Source organism: Streptococcus australis (assembly GCF_019930045.1).
GTDB lineage: Bacteria > Bacillota > Bacilli > Lactobacillales > Streptococcaceae > Streptococcus > Streptococcus australis_D.
On the sequence record NZ_JAHZQQ010000083.1, the window covers coordinates 1 to 4,757 of the forward strand.

The following is a 4,757-nucleotide window of genomic DNA, read 5'->3' on the forward strand; positions in this document are numbered from 1 at the left end:
TTTATGCTGTTTTTCGCAATTCTAGTATATCAGATGAACGTGTCTTTTGTGTTGCACTTCATTTTACAACAGGGCAATTAGAATATTTTTCTGTTTTCTTGTTAAATATAGCTTTTAAACAAATACCTCTAGGAATTAAATCATCATCATTATAAATCAATTTCACATAATAAAGCACTTGTGAATTAGTATTCTCATCCAAAAATTTCTTAATTTCAGACTCGTAATAGGCCAAGTTTTTTCCAACTTTTAAATCACCTTCCTTGGTTGTTTTGCTAGATTTATTACTCCATTCAGTTTGAGTAAAATACTTCCTATCCTTATCACATTCCCAATTTTCATCTGGATATAATTCATGAGCAATTATATGACCTCTGTTAATATAAGTGACACTACTATTAAGTTCCTTATCCCACCCAACTGGTGTAACTTTTTTACTAAATTCTTTTGGCCTTGGTTTGTTTGCTAAAAAATTTTTAGTAAGCAAGACTTTGCACCCTATAGGCAATAGGACTTCTTCCTCACTTTTCACGATTCTTTTCGATTGATAAAAGTCTAAACCTCGAGAAGAAATAGTCAATCTAACTTTTCTTCTAATATGAAAGCTACCGTTATCAAAAATTAATCTATCTTTCGAACTCACACCCAGTTGTTTAAGAACTGTTTTAGTGAGTACGGCATCAAATAATTCATATTCTTTTAACCTATTCATAGTATAACTCCCACTCACTCTTCAGCAAGCCATATATGAGACTGTCACAGCGATTACCTTGGGCATCTTTTCGGTCCCTTATGCGAGCTTCAAGGGTGAAGCCAAGTTTCTCAGCGACTCGTTGACTTTGGAGATTATAGCCAAAGCAAGACAATTCAATCTTGTGAAGCCCCAATTCTTTAAAGCCTAAGTCAATCAAGGTACGCGCTGCTTCTGGCACATAACCCTGGCCCCAAAAGTCTGGGTGCAGGGTATAGCCAATCTCCAGTACATCGTCTTCATGGCGATGGTTGAAGTCAACAGAGCCGATGATTTTATCAGTCCCTTTGACCACAATTCCATAGCCTGCTGGGAGATTGTCCTTTTGATTGCGCTCAGGCAGGATATGCTCCAGATAATAAATCTCATCTTCCAAGGTCTGGACGGGCGGAAAGCCTGCTGGGTAAGAGACTTCTGGAAGACTGGCGTAAGCATGGATATCCTCTGCATCCGCCACGGTACGGACTCGTAAGACCAGACGCTCCGTTTCAATTCGTTCTGGCAGCTCTGCTCTTGTCATCCTTCTCCCTCTCTTTCTACAAAAAATCGCCCCTGTCATCAATCTGACAGGGACGAATATGTTTATCCGCGGTACCACCCAATTTCGGGCTGTTGCCCGCAACTTTCATCTTCTTGTTTCTCTTTTAAGACGTCGTTAGTTTGTTTTGGTGTACTTAAGTACAGCCTGTAATTCGTTACCTAGCCCTAAAAGGAAACAAAAACATTTATATTTCATTTTTTAATTTCATCCATTAGCAACTAGTTTTGACACATTTGTGGACTTCTCAGCACCGCCACTTTCTGTAAAATGTGGGATTCAAAACACCTCTAACAGCTTCATTTTATCAAGTTTTCCTGGAAATAGCAAGAAATCACAAAAGCAATTATTTGAACTTGACTCCAAGCTCTTGCAATTTTTTGATGGTTGCTGGGCCGATTCCTTTAAGGGCCAACAACTCTTTTTCTGTCCAGTTTGCGAAGTCCGCAACAGAGCGAATACCTTCATCATAGAATGTTTGCGCACGATCAAGGGCTACACCTTCCATGCTTGCAGCGAATTCTTCCACTGAAGAAGCTGCTTGTTTCACTTCTTTCGCCACTGCTTTTGTGGCTTTCTCAACTTTCTTAGGCGCCTCTTTAACAGCTGCTGCTACAGTTGCGACAGCTTTTTTCAAAAGATGTCTATTTTGATGTTTGTATTGTTTCGCACGGTTAACGTTCTTCTTTGCCATTTTTCCTCCTACGTATCCAGTGATCAATCCCTAAGGCAACAAGGTTTCATCACCAATATTACTTTCGATAATTCGTTGATGTCTGTTCAACTTTTTTATTGTAACACAATCCCTCGAAAAATCAAGTCATTGCACTATTTTCAGCCAAATCCAGCTAGTCAATGGCCTTCACAGAGAGCCTTTAATAGGTTCTCTCTCCAAACAAGCCATCCGGCAGATCGTGGAACCCTTTCCCCTCGTGGTAGTTAGCAAACTTCCCTTGAAGGAATTGATAGGCATCCAAGCGACTCTCATAGCGGATCATAGCCTCCTTGGCCCGCTCGTCTTGATCCTCTTCATAGACCTTCTTGCTTTCTGTCAGGGCCATCTCATTGATCATGACTTGGGTCTTGATCCAAGCCTCAAATTCTTTCATAAATTCTTTTTCGTAGCTCATTCTTACTCCAATCCTCTATAAAATTCACTATCGATCTCCCGATAGGGTTGGATATCCTGGACATATTCCAAGACACCTTGAAATTCTCCAGCGTCATCGCGCACTGCCGCATAGGTCACATGGACAAATTTCCCACGTGATTCTGATTTGAACCACATTTCGTACTTGTCTTTTTTCCCTTCTCGAAGCCCCTGCATGATGGCTTTGACCTTCTCCAAGTATTTCGGAGGATGACACAATTCGACATTGCGTCCTACCTGCGACGGCGTCCGTTTAAAGATCATCTCCTCAAAAGGCGCTGCATCATTGTAATATTGGAAAATATCATCCTTATTGACAAAGGTAATCTCCATCGGCAGATGGTTCAAGATCAAGTCAGCCTGCTCCACAGAGAGAAAGCCATGGCCAAAAGCTTGTGGTTGCTGGCGATCGAAGCTCTCTGCTTTTTTCTTAGGCCTGAAGGTAATGGTCAGTTGTCCCTCAGGAGTCTCAATGACCTGACGTTGCTCGCTTCCATTTGAAGAAGGAAGGGCTTCATCTGAACCTTCTGTCTCTATTGCACCTTCTTCCTTGAAGTCCACACGTTTCGGCACCCATTTCTCACTCGGAATGATGATGGCATAACCATAGGCATCACTTTCTTCTGCGATGGAGAGCCAATCATCCTGGCTAAAGGCCTCCAGTAAAATCATCAAGAGGATGGACTCTTCCTTGAAAATCATAGCCTCAAACTCTTGTGCAAAGGCTTCAAAGCGCTTTTTAACTTCTGAAATGGCAGAATCAGGCAGGGCTTTGGCCACATCCAGAGTTTTCGCAAAGAGGTCTCGAATCTGGTCATCTACCCCCCACATGACTTTAGGAGGAGAATCATGCCCATAGCGTTCCATAATCGGAAACATCAACTCTTCCTTGCGACGGTAATGCCGATCAAATTGACCCACCAAGCCCAGCTGACGCAACAAGCCTTTCTGAATCTCCTGGATCATCTCAGGATCCTCCGTCGTCTCATAATTATCCAGCAAACGGCGGACCCGCATCATAGCGGCCCGAAGGGCCAAGTTCTCCTGTTTAAAGATCTGAACCGGGTGACCTGGATGGTCTGTATCTGCCACTTCGACCCCTTGTACAGCGTTCTTAAAGAGATTAGCATGGACATCGCACAACTCCATGACATCCTCAAAGGTGATGCCTGCATCGGAGTTCATCAGCTCATGCTCCATGAGGGAAATCTCAATCGCAGACACCCCGCTAAAGGTCGCATCAAAGCGCTCTTGGACCGACTCAGGAGAAGCTCCATGATGAAGGTCTAATAAGATGTCTCTCAAAACATGAATTCGTTCATCGCTCATTGGTCTAGCCCCACCACTTCATAACCGTTAGCCTCTAGTGTTCGTACAATCTTCTCCATAGGAGTGCCTTCTAATTTTGATCCTTGTTTTAAGGAAACCTTGCGCCCAACTGTATTGCGCATAATCGGATTGGCTAAGGGTTTAAAGCCTAACTCCACCAACAAATCCAATACTTCCGGATGTTGATCAATGACTTGAGCAACGGGAATCGATACATCAATTTTATTATCCATTTCTCACTCTCACATTCTTCTTTCATCTAAGCTCCTAGGAATCTAACGCTCCTCCTGGGAGAGATTCTCAGTCCTCTGATTGGCCCGTTCTTCTCCCCACCAATGTGGTATCAGCTCTCCCAGAGTAATGGTCTTCCGACTCTCATAATCGACCATAAACTCCAACTGGCTATTGGTTGGATCAAGTTCCATTAAGAACTCTCGACAAGCCCCACAAGGCATTCCAGAGCCGCCGCCATAAGGTGGTTGATCCCGAAAGGCCAAAATTCGTTTTACCTTGGTTTGACCAGATGCTTGGTACATATTAAAGAGAGCCGCTCGTTCCGCACACAGATGGAAAACCCCACAGGTCCCTTCCATACAAAAGCCTGTAAAAATTTGTCCGTCCTCTGCCTCAATAGCCGCAACCACGTGTTGCGCATAGACAAAATCAGATACTTCATGGGGACGGTAGAGGGACTTTGCCTTTTCATACATGATTTCCCAAATATCCATTCTTCTCTCCATTTTCCCCTATATTTTCTTAAAAAACTACCAATCTTCATTTAGATCAAGTAATTTAAAAAAAATTTGCCTTATCAATAAATCATTCAAAAGTTAATATAGTTATATAAATGTATTTTACGAAGAATATTTTGCCATATTTACAATGATTTATGAACAAATTGTAACGTTTGTAAAGATTCTGTCAATAATTTTGTGTAAACACTCAAGTAAAGTTGCGGAGTGTTAATCAAATAAGCTTTCAAGTGTGTC

At 42.2% G+C, this 4,757-nt stretch carries 7 protein-coding genes; all 7 read right to left on the reverse strand.

Annotation, left to right across the window (positions count from 1 at the left end; all coding sequences use genetic code 11):
- Positions 1 to 58: 58 nt before the first annotated feature.
- A complete protein-coding gene (locus K1J10_RS10055) occupies positions 59 to 712 on the reverse strand; it encodes a DNA/RNA non-specific endonuclease (RefSeq protein WP_223357219.1) in 654 nt (217 codons plus the stop codon).
- Positions 705 to 1,271: a GNAT family N-acetyltransferase gene (locus K1J10_RS10060; RefSeq protein WP_223357221.1), complete on the reverse strand. Its 567-nt coding sequence runs from the start codon at positions 1,269 to 1,271 to the stop codon at positions 705 to 707. The genes K1J10_RS10055 and K1J10_RS10060 overlap by 8 nt, the downstream gene beginning before the upstream one ends.
- Before the next feature lie 364 nt (positions 1,272 to 1,635).
- Entirely contained in the window at positions 1,636 to 1,983 is a 348-nt protein-coding gene (locus K1J10_RS10065; protein ID WP_223357223.1) for a helix-hairpin-helix domain-containing protein, read from the reverse strand.
- A 181-nt stretch (positions 1,984 to 2,164) separates the two neighbouring features.
- Positions 2,165 to 2,419, reverse strand: a complete 255-nt coding sequence (locus K1J10_RS10070; protein WP_006596820.1) for a DUF1912 family protein — start codon at positions 2,417 to 2,419, stop codon at positions 2,165 to 2,167.
- 2 nt (positions 2,420 to 2,421) lie between these two features.
- Positions 2,422 to 3,768 carry a DUF438 domain-containing protein gene (locus K1J10_RS10075; RefSeq protein ID WP_223357225.1) on the reverse strand — a complete coding sequence of 449 codons (1,347 nt, stop codon included), beginning with the start codon at positions 3,766 to 3,768 and terminating at the stop codon, positions 2,422 to 2,424.
- Positions 3,765 to 4,001 carry a DUF1858 domain-containing protein gene (locus tag K1J10_RS10080; protein WP_125329712.1) on the reverse strand — a complete coding sequence of 79 codons (237 nt, stop codon included), beginning with the start codon at positions 3,999 to 4,001 and terminating at the stop codon, positions 3,765 to 3,767. Before K1J10_RS10080 ends, K1J10_RS10075 begins: the two co-directional genes overlap by 4 nt.
- A 42-nt stretch (positions 4,002 to 4,043) precedes the next feature.
- Positions 4,044 to 4,496, reverse strand: coding sequence for a cytidine deaminase family protein (locus tag K1J10_RS10085; RefSeq protein ID WP_223357227.1), 453 nt, complete (start codon positions 4,494 to 4,496; stop codon positions 4,044 to 4,046).
- Positions 4,497 to 4,757 lie beyond the last annotated feature (261 nt).

Excerpts from the sequence above, each read along its gene's own strand:
- K1J10_RS10055 (WP_223357219.1), bottom strand. The coding sequence starts at position 712 with ATGAATAGGTTAAAAGAATATGAATTATTTGATGCCGTACTCACTAAA.
- K1J10_RS10085 (WP_223357227.1), bottom strand. The coding sequence starts at position 4,496 with ATGGATATTTGGGAAATCATGTATGAAAAGGCAAAGTCCCTCTACCGT.
- K1J10_RS10065 (WP_223357223.1), bottom strand. The coding sequence starts at position 1,983 with ATGGCAAAGAAGAACGTTAACCGTGCGAAACAATACAAACATCAAAAT.
- K1J10_RS10070 (WP_006596820.1), bottom strand. The coding sequence starts at position 2,419 with ATGAGCTACGAAAAAGAATTTATGAAAGAATTTGAGGCTTGGATCAAG.
- K1J10_RS10075 (WP_223357225.1), bottom strand. The coding sequence starts at position 3,768 with ATGAGCGATGAACGAATTCATGTTTTGAGAGACATCTTATTAGACCTT.
- K1J10_RS10080 (WP_125329712.1), bottom strand. The coding sequence starts at position 4,001 with ATGGATAATAAAATTGATGTATCGATTCCCGTTGCTCAAGTCATTGAT.
- K1J10_RS10060 (WP_223357221.1), bottom strand. The coding sequence starts at position 1,271 with ATGACAAGAGCAGAGCTGCCAGAACGAATTGAAACGGAGCGTCTGGTC.